12 protein-coding genes are annotated in these 16,378 nt (G+C 48.5%); 3 read left to right on the forward strand and 9 right to left on the reverse strand.

The annotated features are described in order from the left end of the window. Positions 1-13: 13 nt before the first annotated feature. Complete coding sequence (locus BN1938_RS08045; protein WP_050640115.1) at positions 14-1,504, reverse strand: sugar ABC transporter ATP-binding protein; 1,491 nt, start codon at positions 1,502-1,504, stop codon at positions 14-16. Positions 1,505-1,809: 305 nt separating this feature from the next. Between BN1938_RS08045 and BN1938_RS08050 the strand changes: the two genes are divergently transcribed. Together BN1938_RS08050 and BN1938_RS08055 are read left to right on the forward strand one after the other, a co-directional pair. Beyond that, positions 1,810-3,381, forward strand: a complete 1,572-nt coding sequence (locus BN1938_RS08050; protein ID WP_050640116.1) for a response regulator transcription factor — start codon at positions 1,810-1,812, stop codon at positions 3,379-3,381. Further along, positions 3,378-5,408: a histidine kinase gene (locus BN1938_RS08055; RefSeq protein WP_050640117.1), complete on the forward strand. Its 2,031-nt coding sequence runs from the start codon at positions 3,378-3,380 to the stop codon at positions 5,406-5,408. The genes BN1938_RS08050 and BN1938_RS08055 overlap by 4 nt, the downstream gene beginning before the upstream one ends. Positions 5,409-5,463: 55 nt before the next feature. On the opposite strand, the gene BN1938_RS08060 is transcribed toward BN1938_RS08055, so the two are convergent. Beyond that, positions 5,464-6,966, reverse strand: a complete 1,503-nt coding sequence (locus tag BN1938_RS08060; RefSeq protein ID WP_050640118.1) for an L-fucose/L-arabinose isomerase family protein — start codon at positions 6,964-6,966, stop codon at positions 5,464-5,466. 140 nt (positions 6,967-7,106) lie between these two features. On the opposite strand from BN1938_RS08060, the gene BN1938_RS08065 reads away from it, so the two are divergent. Beyond that, complete coding sequence (locus tag BN1938_RS08065) at positions 7,107-7,985, forward strand: helix-turn-helix domain-containing protein (protein ID WP_050640119.1); 879 nt, start codon at positions 7,107-7,109, stop codon at positions 7,983-7,985. A 34-nt stretch (positions 7,986-8,019) separates the two neighbouring features. Here BN1938_RS08065 and BN1938_RS08070 read toward each other — a convergent pair whose 3' ends face one another. The 7 genes from BN1938_RS08070 to pduL all read right to left on the reverse strand — a co-directional run bounded on the left by BN1938_RS08070 (position 8,020) and on the right by pduL (position 16,374). Then, complete coding sequence (locus BN1938_RS08070; protein WP_050640120.1) at positions 8,020-10,296, reverse strand: bifunctional diguanylate cyclase/phosphodiesterase; 2,277 nt, start codon at positions 10,294-10,296, stop codon at positions 8,020-8,022. An 864-nt stretch (positions 10,297-11,160) separates the two neighbouring features. Beyond that, a complete protein-coding gene (locus tag BN1938_RS08080; protein WP_050640122.1) occupies positions 11,161-12,306 on the reverse strand; it encodes a 1-propanol dehydrogenase PduQ in 1,146 nt (381 codons plus the stop codon). A gap of 11 nt (positions 12,307-12,317) precedes the next feature. After that, positions 12,318-13,082: a DeoR/GlpR family DNA-binding transcription regulator gene (locus tag BN1938_RS08085; RefSeq protein WP_050640123.1), complete on the reverse strand. Its 765-nt coding sequence runs from the start codon at positions 13,080-13,082 to the stop codon at positions 12,318-12,320. A 134-nt stretch (positions 13,083-13,216) separates the two neighbouring features. Continuing rightward, on the reverse strand, positions 13,217-13,765 hold the full coding sequence (locus tag BN1938_RS08090) for a BMC domain-containing protein (RefSeq protein ID WP_050640124.1): 549 nt from the start codon (positions 13,763-13,765) through the stop codon (positions 13,217-13,219). Continuing rightward, the gene (locus tag BN1938_RS08095; protein ID WP_330581551.1) at positions 13,758-15,161 is read right to left on the reverse strand and encodes a 4Fe-4S dicluster domain-containing protein; all 1,404 of its coding nucleotides are present in this window, start codon (positions 15,159-15,161) and stop codon (positions 13,758-13,760) included. The genes BN1938_RS08090 and BN1938_RS08095 overlap by 8 nt, the downstream gene beginning before the upstream one ends. Beyond that, on the reverse strand, positions 15,115-15,381 hold the full coding sequence (locus tag BN1938_RS08100; protein WP_025656506.1) for a EutN/CcmL family microcompartment protein: 267 nt from the start codon (positions 15,379-15,381) through the stop codon (positions 15,115-15,117). Before BN1938_RS08100 ends, BN1938_RS08095 begins: the two co-directional genes overlap by 47 nt. A gap of 345 nt (positions 15,382-15,726) precedes the next feature. Then, entirely contained in the window at positions 15,727-16,374 is a 648-nt protein-coding gene (gene pduL / locus BN1938_RS08105) for a phosphate propanoyltransferase (protein WP_025656505.1), read from the reverse strand. Positions 16,375-16,378 lie beyond the last annotated feature (4 nt).

A 16,378-nucleotide genomic window follows, 5' to 3' on the forward strand; every position in this document is an offset into this window, starting at 1 on the left:
TTCCCATTTCCTCCTATTTTGATTTTTCCATTGCCAGCTCAAGAATTCCTTCCTGGGTCGCCTCATCACGGTTCAGTTCACCAGTTACTTTTCCGCCGCACATCACGACGATTCTGTCGCTCATGCCAAGGATCTCCGGCATTTCGGAGGAGATCAGGATAATCGCGTATCCCAGTTTTGCCAGGTCGCCCATGATCTGATAGATCTCTGCCTTGGCTCCCACGTCCACACCTTTTGTCGGCTCATCCATGATGACAACCTTCATCTCCTGGCCGAGCGCCTTTGCTACTACGACCTTCTGCTGATTACCTCCTGAGAGTGATGTCGCAGGATCGAAAATCGTAACTGCTTTTGTATCCACATCTTCGAGGAGCTTCTTCGCAATTTCGCGTTCTTTCTTCTCGTTATTAAAACCATGCTTTGCATATTTGCCCATGGTCGGAAGTGTGACGTTTCTGCCCAGGCCCCAGCTCATGATCAGTCCCTCTTTCTGACGGTCTTCGGGAAGAAGGATGATCCCCTGCTTCATCGCATCGGACGGCTGTTTGATATGCGTTTCCTTGCCTTCCAGAAATACCTTTCCGGCATCCGGCTTTGTGATGCCGCAGACACTTTCCACGACCTCGGTCCGCCCTGCTCCAACCAGTCCTGTCAGACCTACGATCTCACCTGCATGCACGCTGAAGGAAACATTCTTGAAATATCCAAGTCTGGAGAGTCCTTCCACACGCAGTACTTCGGGTCCGATCTGCACTTCCGGCTTTGGAAACAAATCCTTGATCTCACGTCCGACCATTGCTTTTATCAGATCCGCATTGGTGATTCCGTCCACATCATAAGTGCCGATATACTGTGAATCCCGGAACACGGTAACCGTGCTTGCCAGGCGGTACATATCCTCAAAACGGTGGGAAATAAAGATGACGGAAACACCGCTTTCTTTCAGCTTATCAACAATCCGGTACAGTTCCTCAGACTCATTCTTGGTCAGCGCTGCGGTAGGCTCATCCAGAATAATGATTCTGGCATTTGTTGAAAGCGCCTTCGCAATCTCCACCATCTGCTGCTGTGCCACGCTCAAAGCTCCCATCTCATCGGTAGGCTTAAAGTCGGCGTTCAGCTGCGCCAAGAGCTTGCCTGCCTCCTCATTCATCTTCTTCCACTGGATCATGCCTTTGCTGATGATCTCGTGGCCCATGAAGATATTTTCTGCTACTGTCAGATCCGGATAAGATGTCGGATGCTGGTAAACCGCTGCAATGCCGGCTGCCTGCGCATCCCTGGGGCCTTTGAAGTCAACCTTCCTGCCGTCCAGGAACATCTCGCCTTCTTCTGCTTTATGTACTCCGGTTATGACTTTGATGAATGTAGACTTACCGGCTCCGTTCTCGCCCATCAATGCATGGACCTCACCCTTTTTGAGCTGGAAATGCACATTGTCCAAAGCCTTAACGCCAGGAAATATTTTTGTGATACCTTTTAATTCCAAAACATATTCAGACACCGTGTTTCCCTCCTTTTCCTTTCTAAAATAAGTGTAACAGTTCTAATTTTTTTCTAAAACAGCAAAATTTTTCGATTAAGGGTAAATTTTTTTTGTGTTAACCTTCAGGCGGGTCTGCAGCAGAGCTGCAGAATAAAGTCTAGATTTCACAGATGGATTTTGTTAGAATGATAGCATATAGTATGAATATGATGAAACTTCTATTTTTGAGGGGGCCTGTTCAGAAGCCCCTGCCAGCATGCGGATTCTCCATGCCCAGCACATCAGGGCAAAGGACGATCTGATTACGAAGGAGAAACGATACGATGAAATTATTGATTGTGGATGATGAAGAGTTAACCCGTGAAGGACTGATTGCGTCTCTTGACTGGAGCGCACTGGGAATCGAGCAGATCTTTCAGGCCGATGACGGAGTGAACGCGCTGGATATTGCCCGCGCGCAGAAACCGGATATTATTCTGTGTGATATCCGCATGCCGCGCATGAACGGGATTCAGCTGGTCGAACGTCTGGAAGAGTTTCTTCCGGATACCAGCGTCATTTTTATGAGCGGTTATTCGGACAAAGAGTATCTGAAGGCGGCCATCAAACTGAAAGCGATCAATTATGTAGAAAAGCCTCTAAATCCGGAGGAAATCAAAGAGGCCGTGCTGGAAGCCATCGAACGCCGTGAAAAGAATCTGCGCACCAGACAGAACGAAAACCTGTATTCTATGGAGACTGCCTCCCAGCTTGCACTGCTTCTGACCAAACCCTATAAGGAGAATACCGGACAGATCAACAGCCTGGCCGGGGAGCTTTCCCTTCGCCTGATGCCGGGAAGCAGTTTTACAACCTATATCGTCAGGCTGAACCCCGCCGAACCTGACAGCACACTTCTGCGCAACATCCGGGATGACCTGACCGATTATCTTACGCATTATCACCTGCATGTATTTTACATACAGATCCACGCCGTATATCATGTGTTCCATATTATGGGAAACAGCGCGCCCTCCCCAATTGCACTGTCTGCTGTTGAGAACTTTCTGAAAGAGCAGTTTCTTCCCCTCGGTGATTTTTTTATCGGGCGGGGAGACACGGTGAGCGGAATCAGCCGGGTCTATCACTCTTATACGACCGCGGTGGTTATGCTCCAGAGCAGTTTCTTTTTCAGCCCGGGTACGCTTCTTGCTGCATCGGACATGGAAACCGCACCGGGAATGGAACCAGGTGCACAGGAACAGACGGAAAAGATTGCGGTAGATTTTAAGGATGCGCTTCTTGCCAAAGATCAGGCTGCCTGCATCGAACTTCTGAGCCGGCTCTATCGGTGTTATTCTGAAAACAGGGTGTTTCTGCCCAACCAGGTCAAGGATATCTACTACAAGCTTTTTATCAGTATCAATGACTGCCGCCAGACGCTGAAGCTGAGCCATGATCCTTCGGAGACCAGTACAGAGGAAAGTATCATTGACCATCTGGAACGCTGTTTTACTTACCAGGAGCTTCACCAGCTGCTGGTCACCAGGACGGAGCAGTTTTTTGCAGGCATCAGCGCCCATGTTCCGGAAGATTCCACGATTTTTCTGATCAAGGATTATATCAGCCGGAATTATGCCAGCGATGCGCTCTCCATCAAGGAGATCAGCGATCATGTATATCTGTCTGCCTCTTATGTCTGTACCTATTTTAAGAGCCAGACAGGACAGACCCTCAATCAGTATCTGACAGAATACCGCATGGAAAAGGCGATGCAGCTGCTAAGCGACGCCCGCTATCAGATTACAGATATATCCTCTAAGGTGGGCTACAGCAATGGCAATTATTTTAGCAAAAGCTTTAAAAAATTCACGGGGCTGACCCCGTCCAAATACAGGGAGAAGATGCTGGGATGAAATTACATACAAAGAAGAGCGGCAGTTTGTATAAGAACCTGAAGCTTCAGACCAAGTTTACGATTACGCATCTGGTGATCGCAACGATCCCCATGATTGTGCTTGCAGTCTTTTTCTATACGAAACTTTACGACATGATCATTGCAGACACCATCCGTACGGAACAGAATGCATCCACGCAGACGGCCCCGATGATTGAGGATGCGGTTTCCAGCATCCTCCGTTTACACGACCAGATTACGGGGGAAGAGTTCTACCACCAGATTGTCAGCTCCGCCCGGACAGAAACACTGAGCAGCCTTGCAGATACAGATTCTGCAGACAGCTTTATGGAAACAATCAAAGAAGCCACTGATGACTCTCTGATCACAGATGTTAAACTGTATATAGATATTCCACGGACAGATCGTATCTTTTCAAATTATCCGATGTGCAATACCATCCTTCCGATCAATAATGCCTGGGGAACCTACTGGTATGGGATATTTAACGGGGCTCCATCACTGCGCGCGCTCTTCTGTCCGTCCTTCTATCTTGGCTCCTATGAGATCAGGCATAACGGGGAGATGGCATACATAACAAAATCAAGTATTATTTATGAGGGCGAGCGGGTCCCCTGCTACCTGGCGATCTATTTTTCCCAGGATTATTTCGACAGCCTGTTAAAAGACAACCTCTCTTCCAGCAGCAACGTGGCTTACATCATTAATGACAGAGACAGTCTTGTGGCCACATCGGATCCGGCATTATCCGGCGCCTATCATTTCGGATATGATGAGGTGCAGGAACATTTTATGTCCTCCAATAACTTTATCTTAAAGCGGGTTCTGGGGGAGGACGTATACGCCGGCTTTTACAGCATAAAAAATACGGACTGGTACATGGTCGTCGCCATGCCGTCCCAGCCCATGATTACGAAAAGCATTACAATTATGGCGGGCTTTATTCTGGTTTATGTGGCGTGTATCCTGATCGCATTCCTCATTGCCACGCTGCTCTCCCATTCCATTACAAACAGGCTGTCCGCCGTCATCAATCAGATGGCAAAGTCGCGGATCGGGCCGCCCGTGGCACTGCCTGACGCAGACACTTACGATGAGATCGGGGATCTGATCTCCACCTATAATTATATGACCCGCGTGATTAACCAGCTTATGGATGAGCAGGCCAAGGCCGCCGAGGATCTGCGGGTAGCGGAATTTAATTCTCTGCAGGCCCAGATCAATCCACATTTTCTCTATAATACAATGGACATGATCAACTGGCTGTCCCAGCAGGGCCGCTCCCAGGATGTAACCTCGGCGGTCCAGAAGCTGTCCCGTTTTTATAAGCTGACGCTGAGCAGAAAGCAGAGCCTCAGCACCATAGCAGATGAACTGGAGCATGTTTCTATCTACGTCCAGCTGCAGAATATGCGTTTTCATGACACCATAGATTTTCTGATCGATATTCCGGATAATCTGCTCGAGTACTCGATCCCAAAACTGACCTTCCAGCCGGTCATTGAGAACTGTGTCCTGCACGGCATTCTGGAAAAGGACTCCAAACAGGGAACTATCGTCCTTACCGGATGGCTGGAGGAGGAGGATATTGTGATTCTGATTTCCGATGACGGAGTAGGCATCTCCGAAGAAAAGCTGGATGACATACTGACCGGACACGGCTCCTCCGGCGGAAAAGGTTCGAAGATTGCGGTCTATAACACACACCGCCGGCTGCAGCTGATGTACGGTCCAGGGTATGGGCTGACTTATTCCAGTACCCGCGGCAGCGGCACCGAGGTGGAGATACGTCTGCCTGCACGCTATCCCAAGGATGGAATCGCAGACGCCAAAGAAGAAAGCAGTCCGGAGGATCTGCTGAAAGAAAGCCATTTTATCCAGGCTATGACCCTGCTGTCCCGCCCGGAAATAAATATATACGAGATTGCAGCGGAATGCGGATACAGCGACACGCAGCAGTTCTTTGCCGAATTTAAAGAACGGTTCGGTTATACACCAGAAGAATACAGGCGCCAGGTGCTTTAACCCACAATCATGAGTTAATATGCCGGCCCCGCGCCTGTTGAACTTTCATATACTTTTATTTATCCAGTACCACTGCCGGTATCTCCAGCAGATCTGCCACTTTCTCATAAAGGGATGCATTGTGCCCGATGCTCATTGCAAAATGATGTGTCGGCGCCTCTGCAAACCATTCATCCATATAGGAATCCGGATCCTTTTTGAACTTAACAGGGGTCTGGGTGTTTCCTATGGTCATGATATCGCCGTCCGTCGACTCAGCCTCCGTTATGATAAACTTGAGCTTTCCGTCCACCGTCTGGGTACATCCCAGGTTAGTAATGTCACCGGTGCGCACTTTGGCTTCCACAGATACGCCGGTCCCCTGTTTTCCATGGTACAGCCCCATCCCTCTTAAGATTGGCTTACCTTTCGCGATCTCCAGGTGGAACGGGCCGTCATGCCCCAGTAGAATGGTGCCGTCCTCATAATCTGCCGTGACAATTTCACAGAAGCTCCCACCCTTGCCAAGAATGTCGCATATCTTCATCGCAAGGCAGGTTTTCAGGTCTCCCTCACCGGCGCACGGAATTCCCCTGGCCGTTAAAAGAGAATGCCCGACTATAAAGCCTCCCTGCACCTCTTCGTAATGTCCTCCGGGCGCCCCATGATAATAATAGGTTAATGCATCCAGACCGAACTCTTCCACCAGTTTCTCCTGTGCCACAGCCACTCTGGCCGACCAGTTCATCTGCTCATCCGTCGGTTTCTGGGCAAGAGGGTCTGCCGCCGCATCTTCACTTATCGTAAAAAACGCCTCGATCTCCTTTCTTTTTGCCGCTGTCTCTTCTTCTGTCACACTTTGCAGGTGCCTGTCCAGATCACACATTTCCAATACCTGCAGATGGGCGCCGGTCTGTGCCTGAAACATGGTGAAATCGCTGTACATATCCAGCATACCGCTGTAGGTATTGCCAAGGAACCCGAATCTAGCACCCCTGAGGCCGCATTTTACTTTGGCGGCCTGTACCCACTCTTCAATCTGCCTCCACGCCCGCTTCGCCTCCGGGCGCTGTGCGGTATCTTCATCGGCGAGAGATATCTCCGGAGTATAGTCCAGTCCCAACAGGCCGTTTACAACCCGGTATTTGATTCCTGCACGGTGGAAGGCATTGGAAAGCTCAGGCACCGGGCACGCACCGCAGTGTGCCAGCCATTCCCCGGTGGTCGTCTTCTCATAATTAATCTTTGCCGCAGGCTGCAGGTTCAGAATCACGACCGGTGCGCTGCAGATCTGATGCAGAGGGAGCACCGATGCACTCGTAACATAAGTCGCGGAATGAGCCAGTATCAGGTCCACATGGTTCTCATTGAAATACTCTCCCGCTTTTATCCCTTCCTGTTCACAGTCCACCAACCCATAGAAGCAGGTATCTGCCCCGAATTCCTGTACTTTACCTGCGATAAATTCCCCATATTCTATCAGACGTTCCCGCAGACCCGGAAACTGCCCCCAGTAATGCTTCAGTCCCATAGAATAAATTCCGATTCTTGGTTTTTTTACTTGTTTTCTTGTATTCATCGTCTTTCCTCCTGTTTTCATGATAAAAATAATATATTAGTATTGTTTCTATTCGTGTTTACAAACCCATTATATTCCTGTAAAATAGAGATTGCATCCAAGCAAATTGTTTAAAAATAACAGAAAATTGTGGTGACATTATGAGGCAGAACACAAAGGTTTTGGAGCGCGGCTCCCACACCTGGAGTGAAGACTCCATCCGGATGATACTCACGCCCAGCAGTACGGCACGATCCACCTATTTCTATACGCAGGAGGTAGGTTATTTTAAAACGTTCCACCCCTATTTTTCAGAACGGGAGAATCTGGACTCCTTCCTGATCGTTTACACGGTATCGGGCAAAGGATATCTGGAATATGAAGGGCAGACTTATCCAATTACAAAGGGGCAGTGTTTTTATATCAACTGCGAACAGCACCATCTCTACCGCACGGACCAGGAGGATGACTGGGAGATCCTGTGGATTCATTTTAACGGAAACAGTGCGTTGGGTTATTACAAGGAATTTACCAGAAACGGGTTTCAGATATTGAGCGTGCGCGATGAATTTTTCATGGAGCGCACACTCTGGCGCATTATTGCGCTCAATCAAAAAAAGGATCTGACCACCGAGCTGGTCACATCCAATTTAATCAACGGTATGCTGACAGAACTGCTGCTGCAAACAGCTACAAATAATGCAGATACCTTTCTGATCCCCGATTATATCAGGCAAATCGTGCGGGAAATAGATAAAAATTTTAAATCCGGCCTCCCGCTGTCATATTTTGAAGAATTTACCCACCGCAGCCGCTATCATATCTTAAAAGAATTCAAAAAATATATCGGCGTCACGATCCACGAATATATTATCACTGCCCGCATTTCCTATGCAAAAGAGCTGCTGAAGTATTCCGATCTTCCGGTCAGTGAGATTGCCTTTGAAGCCGGAATGAACAATGTGACGCATTTTATCAATCTTTTTAAGGCCAGGGAAGGCACCACCCCACTGGCATACAGAAAGGCATGGAGGGATTAAAGCTTCCATGCACATCGCAGGAATACGAACGTTTCTAAAATTCATACTTTTTTTGAGGTGATTTCAAAATACAAGCATACTGATCTGCCGACATTGGCCTGGCGCAATAATAACCCTGTATGTCATCTATCTTCATACTTTTTAATATCTCATACTGTGCTTTATTTTCTACGCCCTCCGCGGTTACGCTGATATGAAGCGACTGTGCGAGCCTGATAATACTGCTCAGGATCAGCCTTACTTTTTCATTGTCTTCCACGGAATCAACCATGCTCTTATCAATCTTCAGGATATCAATCGGCATAGACTTGAGCATCGTAACCGATGAATATCCGGAGCCAAAATCATCCATTAATATCCGGATTCCCCTGCTGCGGAGTTCTTCCAGGCTTTCGGAAAGAATGTCTTCATTGGAGAACAGCGCCGTCTCGGTCATTTCCAGCTGTATCAGCTCATGCGGGATCTGATGACGGTCAATGATTTCCAGATACCGTTCCACAAAATTCAGCCTGTATAAATGCAGCTGCGATACATTAACCGAGACAGGCAGAACCTCAATCCCTTCCTGAAGCCACCGGTGTATCTGGCTGCAAGCCATCTCAAGCACGAACTCATCCAGTTCCACGATGCTGCCGCTGTGTTCCAGAACAGGAATAAACTCCGCCGGGCTGATAGCCCCTGTTTTAGGATCTTCCCATCTGACCAGGGCTTCGGCGCCGCAGAACCGCTGTACTTCCACCTGGAATTTGGGCTGGTAACACAGGTAGAACTCCTGGTTTTTAAGCGCTTCCGAAAAGCGATCCTCTATCTCTCGATTCCGCAGCATACGGCGGCGGATGGTCTCGCTGTAAAAATTACACGAATTAATCTCCGGGTTATATTCCGACCGCGCCGCCATAGCCGCCCGGTCCAACATGGATTCCAGCATTTCCTCCCGCTGCTGCACCATATAGACCCCGGCCTGCACTTTCAGCACATAAGGGGTACCCCCCACGCGGTTATCGGCCTCACATTCGATTTTTTCCAGAATCATATCCAGCCGCTCCTGCAATTGATTCTGATCCTCGTAAACCAGTAATACGGCATAATGATCGGACTGCATTCTTGCCGCGCACTCATAGGTTCCGACCGCCTCCCTCAGCGCCTTCATCACGCGTTTCAGCGCCCGGTCTCCCTCTTCATAACCATACAGGTCATTGATGTACTGGAACCTCTTTATATTCAATACAGCAAGGGCATACTTTTTGTCCGTATATGTATGCAAAAGTTTCTGGGCGTCCAGCATGAATTTAGCGTACGAAGCATCTCCGGTAACTTCATCTACATACGCCGCCCGCTCCAGCATCTTCCTGCCCGCCTTCTGGATCAGGTACACCCTGCATGCCAGATACAGGATTCCAAGCAGACACACCAGCAGGATTGCATAGGCCGTAGCCATAGGACCATTGATATGAGTCTCAACTACCGCCTCCGGTATCACGCTCATCAGATACCAGTCATTGATCTCCAGAGGCTGATAATATACATAGCGGCTGCCTTTTTCCGTCTGAAAAGTCACGAATCCGTCCCGGAAGGCATCTATATCTTCCTGAAGCCGCCGTATGCCCTCTCTGTTCCCCTCCGATTCCTCTATAATATGATCATAATAATTCTCAAATGAGTTCCCATTTTTGTTTTTAGAGTCAATGACACAGTCCCCATTTTTTCGAATAATGTAACTGTACCCTTCCCCTCCGAATGTCGATACGGACAAAATCTCCTTATAATACTCGATCCCATATGTACCGAACAACACATACCTTGTACCATCCGGCCAATTAATCGGAGTGCTGTAAAGAGTAACGTCTTTCCCGTCATCCAAGTCCTTGAGACGGTCCGAAACCACCGTTTTCCCTTCCATAGCAGCCTGGAACCGCTCCTGAATACTCTCCCGATCCGGAACAAATCCCCTGCCATCGGTAGCCTTTCCAAAATAATCATCCCGGATAATCCCCATCCGCTTAAACCCGTTCATCTTATCCACATTCACAAGCCGCTCAATCAGCACATCAATATCCTTCGTATCCCCCTCACTAATATAAATAGCCAGATTCGTCAAAAGCGTCTTATTCTTTTCAACCTCCTCCTGAATCACATTCACGCTCTGACAAGATATCTCAGAAAGAGTATTCAAAACCTTCCTCTCCGAAGACTGCTGAAACTTCCACGTAAAAAAGACTGCCAGCAAAACAGTCACGGCAATAACGGCAATAATATCAATATACAATTTCCTTTGTCTTCTGCCTTCTCTTTTCATATCCCAATTATACACACTCCCCATCCCCCCGTCAAATGGGATTAGTGAGCAGATTTTGCGAGCGGAAGATGGGGGACGCCTGAGTGAAGCGGGAGGGGACGGAGGCGGATTGGGGTATGCTGATTTTGGAAACCGGCCGCTTACCTTAGAAGTGCTAACTGCGAAAAAGCCGCATCTTATGGCACCGAGCGTATTCACTTAGAAAGCCGATGCTTTCTAAGCTCAGACGCTCTGGAAAACTGATTCGGAAATCAGTTTTCCTCCATAAGATGCGGCTTTTTCGCAGTAAGCACTTCTACAGCACGCTAAAGGCTTCCAAAATCAGCATACCCCAATCCGCCTCCGTCCCCTCCCGCTCCACTCAGGCTACGTTCATCAAGTCGGCACAAAACCTACCCGGGAGAAGAATCCCTGCCAGGGCAGTGGATCAATCCGCCTACACATAATAAGCTCTCCCCAGCCCATCAAACCACGCCATCGTCGATTCCATCCGCCGCTCCCATACAAGGCCTTCCGGGAAGGAGGGGCTTTGCCACCCGGATGCGCATAGCTGAGTAAGAGCGGCGTCTGCCGCCTGCTGTGGGTTTCCATGCCGTTGCTGCGGACATATAGTGACGCTTAGAATATCTTACAGAAAAAATAAGGAAAAGTGAGGGCAGCATTTGATTCACAAAATCAAATGCTGTTGCCGCCGGCGGTGTGAATGCATCGGCATTCACACCAACTGCGGCATGTCCCTCACTTTTCCTTATTTTTTCTGTTAGATATTCTTAGCCTCACGGCCAGTCGGCAGCAACGGTATGGAAACCCACAGCAGGCGGCAGACGCCGCTCTTACTCAGCGCCCCCATACCAGCCAAATCCCCTCCGTCCCCACCCGTTACCAGAGGTTTTTGTATATTTGTACTACATCTGCCTTCCGTGGCACGCGCGGATTTGTATCCGTACACCCATCCGCCATTGCCCCATCTGCCATGTGGTCTATGGCATTGAAGTACTCTTCTTCGGAGATTGTCCCCATCTGTGATATGGAGAGCGGTATATCCATCTCTTTCAACATGAACTGTACCCAGTTCACGAGTGATCTTACCGTCATGATCTTGTTATAACTGCTCAGTCCCAGCAGCTGTGCCACTGTGGAGTATCTTTTCACAGCCGGCAGGTACTCCGTACGGCTCTTGCTGTGCTTGTTGATATCACTGTTGAACTCAATGATATGGGGAAGCAGCATTGCGTTTGCCCGTCCGTGGGGGATGTGGAATGTTGCGCCAAGCTGATGCGCCATTCCATGGTTCAGTCCCAATGACGCGGAATTGAATGCCAGCCCTGCCAGGCAGGATGCGGAATGCATCTTCTGGCGCGCATGGGTATCATTTCCGTCCAGGTATGCACGGAGCAGGAATACGCCGCAGATTTCGATTGCTTTCTCTGCAAGCGCCGTTGAAAAATCGTTTCTGTTTGTGCTTACACAAGCCTCAAGCGCATGCGTAAATACATCCATACCGGTGTCCGCTGTAATTGACGGCGGCACACTCTTAACAAGCTCGGCATCCAGAATTGCCTCATCCGGTGTCAGATCTCTGGAAACCAGAGGGTATTTCATCTGTTCTTTCGGATCGGATACAACCGCGAAGGATGTAACTTCTGAACCAGTTCCGCTTGTTGTCGGGATTGCGATCAGTCCGACTTCCCCGTAATTGTCCACACGAAGTGCAAACTCACGGATTGATTTGGAGGAATCAATGGCAGATCCCCCGCCGACTGCGACAATCGCATCCGGCTTATATTCCAGCATCTTTTTGACACCTTCACTGATTTTTTCGATCGGAGGATCCGGCACAACATCCTTGAAAATGTCAAACTCTATCTTTCCCTTTTTAAGAGGATCGGTAATCAGATTAATCATACTGCTCTGAGCCATAAACGGGTCAGTGATTACCAGTACCTTGCTGTATGGAATTTCTGCCAGACGATCCAGCGCCTGATCGCCAAAATATACTTTAGTCTTAATCTCAAAGCTTTTCATAGTGTTTTTCCTTATTCCGGGTAGATGCACTCTATCCCTAACTCTTCAAATGCCTGAAGCCATTTGGCCTCGGGTTTTTCATCAGTAACAACGGTCGTGATATCTTCCAGCATTCCGATCGCTGTAAACGCAATTTGATCAAATTTACTGCTGTCTATTGCCAGAATCTTCTGTTTTCCTGATTCCAGCATGGTTTTCTTGTTGTTCGCGTGAAGCTCATCCGAATCTGTAAGACCGGAAGCAAGGTCAACCCCTTTGCAGGAAATAATCGACTTATCCACGTGATAAGAACGAAGCATCTTATCCGTCTGCGGCCCCACGAGCGCAAACGAACCTTCCCTGGATACGCCGCCGGTCGACAGCACGCTCCAGTCAGGCACATCAAACAATTCAATGATAATCTCAATTGAATTTGTGATCAGCGTCAGGTTTTTTTTCTCTTTTAATGCCTTTGCGATATAAACTGCTGTTGAGCTGCCGTCCAGCATAATGCTGTCGCCATCGTGGACCATTTTGTTTACAAGATCCGCAATCCGCTGTTTTCCGACAACGTTGCGGTTCTTTCGGATATTAAATGGAAGATCGATGTTCACATTTTCATTGATAACAGCTCCGCCATAGCTTTTTATGGCATAGCCGTCATTCACCAATTTTTCCAGATCCCTCCGGATTGTCTCTTCAGACACATCATATATCTGGCTCAGCTCACTTACCACTACACGCCGTTCAGCCTGAAGCTTTTCTAATATTTCATTCCGTCTCTCTATTGCGAGCATCACATTGCCTCCCGGTCATATTGCCCTTCAGTGTCCTTCTCTACACACTGCAGCGGGCTATACAGCAAATCTTTGTTTCGAATCATGCAGCTGTGCAGTAAATGTACAATCCTGTGCTGAACAATTGCGAATGATTATAATATCGCTTCGCGGATCTGAGCATCCGGATGCGCGATCACAGAAGAGTCCAGGTACATTCCCTGGTCTGCCACTGCAGCCTTTGCCCTCTCGATAGCAGCTTCTACGGCTGCCACATCGCCTGTCAGCATCAGATAAGATTTCCCGCACATTCCTCTGGCAATTCTAAGTTCAATCAGATCAACAATCGCTGTCTTCGCAGCCTCATCTGCAGCCACAATGATAGAGGTTGCATCGTAAGTCTCCATAATACCGAGAGCTGATACATCATCGATCTTAGTAGCCCCATAGATTGCCGGGAAAATAGATTTATGCGGGTTGCCGAGTACAAAACTGTTGATCAGATGTTTCCCATGCAGTGCTTTGGAAGTCTCAACCGCAGCGTTTACCGCGCTCAAATCTCCTGAGATAATTACGATATACTTCCCCGGACATACTGTCTGGGCCTCAATGATACTAACTTCAGAAGTCTTTACCATAGCATCTGCTGCTACAACACCTGCTGAAACAGTCTTATATTCTACCATTCCAATTGCCTTACTCATTGCCTGCACGTCCTTCCTGCGTTTCTATGATTATATATTTCTCATTTACTTCACGAACCGTACCGTCTATGCTCGCATGTATTCCCACGCTCAAGCCTTTGCCCGGTTCGGCTATCATCTGTCCCTGCGTTACTTTATCACCACGTTTTACAATTGCAGATGCAGGTGCGCCTATGTGCTGGCTTAACAGAATCTTCACTTTTCTTACAGGAACTGCAGTCTCATCAAGAGGCGCCTCCCTGTCATATTTTGTAAGGTCCAGTCTTGCCATAAGGCGTTCCATCGGCACCTTCCGGTACTCTCTCTCTTCCCCCACCGGTTTGGGTATGACGCCCTGCGGAGGTTTGAGCCCGTTGGCACGCAGGCCCGCTTTATATTCTGCCATTAATGATCTCGGTGACAATCCCTGCATACAGGAATACATTTCGCACAGACCACAGGAAGAACAAAACATGGTATTTATAAATATGTTTGGTTCCTGTAAATCTTTACAGGTTGCCGCACGCATGAACAAATGCGGCTCTATCGGATGTCCAAGCCGGTTTCTCGGACACAAATCCGTACACATCGTACACTGGCAGCAGCAAGCCGCTGCACGTTTTAAATCGATGGATGATTTTCTTCTTTTCTTTTGGATAATCAGGTGTTCCTCCGGCAGTACCAGCACGGCATTTGTCGTCTTGGTAACCGGCTGTGAGCCGCTGCCGATAAATCCCATCATCGGGCCTCCGATAAAATATACCGGATCCCTTGCAGTGACATTGCCTGCCAGCCTGACGGTCTCTTCGATCGTCGTTCCGATCGGCACCCGCACCGTTACCGGGCGCTCTACCTCAGCCACGACAGATACCAGCTTATCTGTTACCGGAGCCTGCTGGTTAAGCGCTCTGTATACGTTGTATACAGTTTCCACATTGAATACGGCTACACCGCTCTCGATTGGGAGCCCTCCCGGCCTTACTACTTTACCAGTCACTTCATAGATCAAAACAACTTCGTCTCCGGCCGGATATACTTCATCCAGCAGCCCAAGCCTGACCTCGGGATACTCACCAATGACTTCCTCCAGAGCTTCAATTGTCTTTTTATAAGCCTTTTTAATTCCAATGACTACTTCTTTTGCACCTACAACCTGCCCCATCATATGGAAGGTCTCAACGATTTCCTGTGCATACTTCTCAAGCAGCTGCCTGTGCAGCCGAAGAAGCGGTTCACACTCTGCACAATTCAGGATGATTGTTTCAGCACGTTCATCTAGCTTTGCATATGTAGGAAAACCTGCACCACCTGCACCAACTATACCGTTTAACTGCAATATGCTGCTCAATTCTTTCATATCCATCATTTCATTACTCCAGTCCTGTTCCATCGTCAATAATTCCAACAATTGCTGCATCAATAGGTGCATCCGGCATTCCGGAACCAATTCTGGCTGCGCTGCCCTGTGCTACCAACACATACTCACCTATACCCGCACCAATCTTATCAATCGCAATCAGCTGATTCGCACCATTCTGCATATGCTCTAAGACATCCACAATCATAAACTTATTGCCGACCAGATTCTCACATTTGCGTGTTGAAACAACACTTCCTTTTACTTTTCCTATCAGCATAACTCCTCCTCATGCGTTACTGTTCACACCCTTCGGGAGTGCACAGTAACGGCATCTGCCCATTTAAAGTCGCCTTCGGCGAAGGGTGCTATGCGCCAGTGGCGCATGTTAAGCACGGACCGAAGCGAAGCGGAGACAGATGCCCGATGGCCATCACTTTATCGGCTCCGATGCCGTGCAGCAAGGTGCACGGCACGGTCTGAACAGTAACCCTCCTGCAACTATAATCTTCAGTGTTTGATACTAGTACAATTACCCCGCACAGACGGCGCGCCAGTGCCGGAACTGTCCGGCACCGTAAAAAAGCCTGTGGGATGAATCCCCCTTCGTCTGCTGCGGGGTATTTTACTTAATGATTCTTACGGTATCTCCTGTCGCAATTTTCGCTGCGTTCGCTTCATCTGTATCGATATGCATCTCAAGAGTAAAGCTGTCGTCAACACGGATCTGAACATGGTTGAATACGGTTCCTCTCTCGTTGTCTGCCTTCACAGATACAATGTCCCCATCATGAACACCGGCTGCCATTGCATCTTTCGGTGACATATGAATATGCCTTTTTGCAATAATGCATCCTTCATCCAGATAAATAGCCCCTTTTGGCCCAACGACTGCAATCGCTGCTGAGCCAGCAGTGTTGCCGGATTCGCGGATCGGCGCCTTTACTCCGAGACGGATGGAATCTGTTGCAGACACCTCCACCTGGGATTTGCTTCTTACAGGTCCTAAGATCCTTACATTCTCTATCGCTCTAAGCTTCAGGCCGACAATTGTCACCAGTTCGTTTGATGCAAACTGACCGCCCATCAGCTCTTTTTTCTTCGTCAACTGATATCCCGGACCAAACAGGGCTTCAACGTGCTCCTGTGTGAGGTGGATATGTCTTGCGGATACTCCGATTGGCACAAGATATCCCGTATCTCCGGAAGCTTTCTGCTTCTCAACTGCTTCCAGTACCATTTTGGTAATCAATGCTACATTGTTATTGTCCATATCA

This window comes from Eubacterium sp. SB2 (assembly GCF_001244405.1).
GTDB classification, from domain to species: Bacteria; Bacillota; Clostridia; order Lachnospirales; family Lachnospiraceae; genus Faecalicatena; species Faecalicatena contortus_B.

Coding starts and splice junctions, on each gene's coding strand:
- BN1938_RS08050 (WP_050640116.1), top strand. CDS start 1,810: ATGAAATTATTGATTGTGGATGATGAAGAGTTAACCCGTGAAGGACTG.
- BN1938_RS08055 (WP_050640117.1), top strand. CDS start 3,378: ATGAAATTACATACAAAGAAGAGCGGCAGTTTGTATAAGAACCTGAAG.
- BN1938_RS08060 (WP_050640118.1), bottom strand. CDS start 6,966: ATGAATACAAGAAAACAAGTAAAAAAACCAAGAATCGGAATTTATTCT.
- BN1938_RS08065 (WP_050640119.1), top strand. CDS start 7,107: ATGAGGCAGAACACAAAGGTTTTGGAGCGCGGCTCCCACACCTGGAGT.
- BN1938_RS08080 (WP_050640122.1), bottom strand. CDS start 12,306: ATGAAAAGCTTTGAGATTAAGACTAAAGTATATTTTGGCGATCAGGCG.
- BN1938_RS08085 (WP_050640123.1), bottom strand. CDS start 13,082: ATGCTCGCAATAGAGAGACGGAATGAAATATTAGAAAAGCTTCAGGCT.
- BN1938_RS08090 (WP_050640124.1), bottom strand. CDS start 13,765: ATGAGTAAGGCAATTGGAATGGTAGAATATAAGACTGTTTCAGCAGGT.
- BN1938_RS08095 (WP_330581551.1), bottom strand. CDS start 15,161: ATGCAGCAATTGTTGGAATTATTGACGATGGAACAGGACTGGAGTAAT.
- BN1938_RS08100 (WP_025656506.1), bottom strand. CDS start 15,381: ATGCTGATAGGAAAAGTAAAAGGAAGTGTTGTTTCAACACGCAAATGT.
- pduL (WP_025656505.1), bottom strand. CDS start 16,374: ATGGACAATAACAATGTAGCATTGATTACCAAAATGGTACTGGAAGCA.